Genomic DNA, 3,492 nt, shown 5'->3' on the forward strand with positions numbered 1-3,492 from the left:
CCGGTGCGTGACTGGAGGCCCGGTGGCACTGTGCTGATCACGGGTGCCACCGGCGCGCTCGGCCGTCACCTCGCCCGGCGCCTGGCCGCCGACGGTGCCGAACACCTGCTGCTGCTGAGCGAGGACGCCTTCGAGGACGCCGAGTTCCTCGCCGAGCTGACCGCCTCCGGTGCCCGGGTGAGCGCCCACCGGTGCGAGGTGTCCGACCGGGCCGCGGTGGGCGAGGTGCTGGCCGGGCTGCCCGGGGAGCATCCGCTCACGGCCGTGTTCCATGCCGCCACGCTGCTCGACGACGCCCTGGTCAATGCCCTGACGGTCGATCAGATGGAGCAGGTGCTGCGGGTCAGGGTGGGCGGTGCCCGGGTGCTGCACGAGCTGACCGAGGGCCTGGACCTCTCCGCCTTCGTCCTGTTCTCCTCCTTCGCCGGCGTCTGCGGTCTGGCCGGTCACGCCAACTACGCACCGGGCAACGCCTATCTGGACGCGCTGGCGCACCAGCGGCGGGCGGACGGCCTGCCCGCCACCGCGATCGCCTGGGGCCACTGGGACGGTGCCGTCACGGCCGCCCCCGGTACCGAGGACCGGATCCGCCGGCACGGGGCCCGGGACCTCGACCCGGAGCTGGCCCTGGACGCCCTCGGGGGGATCCTGGACCACGACGAGACCTCCGTCGCCGTCCTGCACTGCGCCTGGGACGACCCTGCCTGGCGCCTGCCCCTGCTGGGCGGGCTCCGCGCCGAACGGCCCGGGCCGGCGCCCTCCGGCCCGGCGGTCGCCGACCCGTCGAACGACCCGGCGGCCGCGCTGGCCCGCCGCCTGGCGGAGCTGCCGGAGGCCGAGCGCCCCGGCGCCCTGCTGGCGCTGGTCCGGCCGGTGATCGCGACCGTCCTGCGGCACTCCTCGCCGGACGCGATCGAGCCCGACCAGCCGTTCAAGGACCTCGGCTTCGACTCGCTCACCGCCGTCGAACTGCGCAACCGCCTGCGGGCCGCGACCGGCCTGCGGCTGACCTCCACCCTGATCTACGACCATCCGACCCCGGCGGCGCTCGCCGACCACCTGCACGCCGAACTGGCCCCGCGCCCCGACACCACCGTGGTGCCGGTCCTGGCCGAACTGGACCGGCTGGCGGCGGTCCTGTCCGCCGCCTCGCTCGCGGTGGCCGAACGCCAGGCGGTCGGCGACCGCCTCCAGGACCTGCTGGCCGGCTGGCGCGCCACCGCGTCGCGCGCCGACGGTCCCGCCGACACCGTCACCGAACTCGAAGCCGTGACCGACGACGAGCTGATCGGGCTCCTCGGCGACGAGTTCGGCATCTACCAGCCCGATCACTCCGCAGAGGGAAACGCTCATGAATGACGACCGGATGCGCTACTTCCTCAACCGGGTGACCGCCGAGCTGCGCGAGACCCGCGACCGCCTGCGGGAGGTGGAGGACAGCCGGCAGGAGCCGATCGCGATCGTCGGCATGGCCTGCCGGCTGCCCGGCGGCGTCACCTCGCCCGAGGGCCTGTGGGACCTGGTGGCGGCGGGCTCCGACGTGATCTCGGGGCTGCCCGTCAACCGCGGTTGGGACCTCACCGACTTCTACGACCCGGACCCCGACGTGCCGGGCCGCTCCTACGTCCGGGCCGGCGGGTTCCTGCACGAGGCCGCCGAGTTCGACGCCGCGTTCTTCGGGATCTCGCCGCGCGAGGCGCTGGCGATGGACCCGCAGCAGCGGCTGCTGCTGGAGACCGCCTGGGAGGCCTTCGAGCACGCGGGCATCGATCCGGTGTCGGTGCGCGGGACCGACACCGGGGTGTTCGCCGGCGTGGTCTACGGCGACTACGCGCGGCGCGGTGCGCAGATCCCGGCCGATCTGGAGGGGCACGTCGGCACCGGCAGCGCCGCCAGTGTCGCCTCTGGCCGGATCTCCTACACCCTGGGCCTGGAAGGCCCCGCGGTGACCGTCGACACCGCCTGCTCCTCCTCCCTGGTCGCCCTGCACCTGGCCGTCCAGTCGCTGCGGTCGGGCGAGTGCTCGCTGGCGCTGGCCGGCGGGGTGACGGTGATGCTCACCCCCGAGGAGTTCGTCCGCTTCTCCCGGCTGCGCGGTCTGTCCACCGACGGGCGCTGCCGGGCCTTCGGGGCCGGCGCGGACGGCTTCGGGATGGCCGAGGGCGTCGGGCTGCTGCTGGTCGAGCGGCTGTCGGACGCGCGCCGCAACGGGCATCACGTCCTGGCGGTGGTGCGCGGGTCGGCGGTCAACCAGGACGGCCGGTCCAACGGGCTGTCCGCGCCGAACGGCCCCGCCCAGCAGCGGGTGATCCGGCGAGCCCTGGCCGACGCCCGGCTGTCCGCCGCCGAGGTGGACGTGGTCGAGGCGCACGGCACGGGGACGAAGCTCGGCGACCCGATCGAGGCCCAGGCCCTGCTCGCCACCTACGGCCGGGACCGGCCGGCGGAGCAGCCGCTCTGGCTGGGCTCGCTGAAGTCCAACGTCGGCCACGCCCAGGGGGCGGCCGGCGTCTCCGGGGTGATCAAGATGGTGATGGCGATGCGGAAGGAGGTCCTGCCGAGGACGCTGCACGCCGAGGAGCCGTCCCCGCACATCGACTGGTCCTCGGGCGCGCTCCGGCTGCTCACCGAGGCCCGGCCGTGGCCGGCGGGGGAGCACCCGCGCCGGGCCGGCGTCTCGTCGTTCGGCATGAGCGGGACCAACGCGCACGTCGTCCTCGAACAGGCCCCCGCCCCGGTGGACGCGGAGCCGGGGGAGGCGCCGGCCACGGTCGCGCCGGTGCCCGCGTCCGCCGTGGTGCCGTGGCTGCTGTCGGCGCGCAGCGCGCCGGCGCTCCGCGAGCAGGCCGCGCGCCTGCGTTCGGGTCTCGGGGCGGGCCGGGCCGAGGATCCGGCGGCGGTCGGCCATGCGCTGGCGACCACCCGGGCCGTGCTGGAGCACCGTGCGGTGGTGCTCGGGACCGACACGGACAGCCTGCTGCGCGGCCTCGACGCCGTGGCCGGGGACTTCCCGGCGCCGGGTGTGGTCCGCGGCGTGGCGGCGGGCCCCGGCCCGGGCCGGACGGTGTTCGTCTTTCCGGGGCAGGGTTCGCAGTGGGTCGGGATGGGTGTGGAGCTGTTGGCGGAGTCGCCGGTGTTCTCGGGGCGGTTGGCGGAGTGTGCGGAGGCGTTGGGGCCGTTCGTCGGCTGGGATCTGCTCGATGTGCTGCGTGGTGTGCCCGGTGCTCCGTCGTTGGAGCGGGTGGATGTGGTGCAGCCGGTGCTGTTCGCGGTGATGGTGTCGTTGGCGGAGTTGTGGCGGTCGTACGGTGTGGAGCCGTCGGCGGTGGTGGGGCATTCGCAGGGGGAGATCGCGGCGGCGTGTGTGGCGGGTGCGTTGTCGCTGTCGGACGCGGCGCGGATCGTGGCGTTGCGCAGTCGGGCGTTGACCGGGTTGGCCGGGCGCGGTGGGATGGTGTCCGTTGCGCTGCCCGCCGGTGAGGTCGGTGAGTT

General features: G+C 75.1%; 2 protein-coding genes. Both read left to right on the forward strand.

The features are described 5' to 3' along the window. On the forward strand, positions 1-1,359 hold a 1,359-nt coding region (locus tag ACZ34W_RS38520), incomplete at its 5' end, for a beta-ketoacyl reductase (RefSeq protein WP_465611140.1). Beyond that, positions 1,352-3,492 (forward strand): type I polyketide synthase (locus ACZ34W_RS38525; protein WP_465611142.1); only part of this gene is annotated, 2,141 nt, incomplete at its 3' end. The genes ACZ34W_RS38520 and ACZ34W_RS38525, both read left to right, overlap by 8 nt.

Source organism: Kitasatospora sp. NPDC022856 (genome assembly GCF_055561235.1).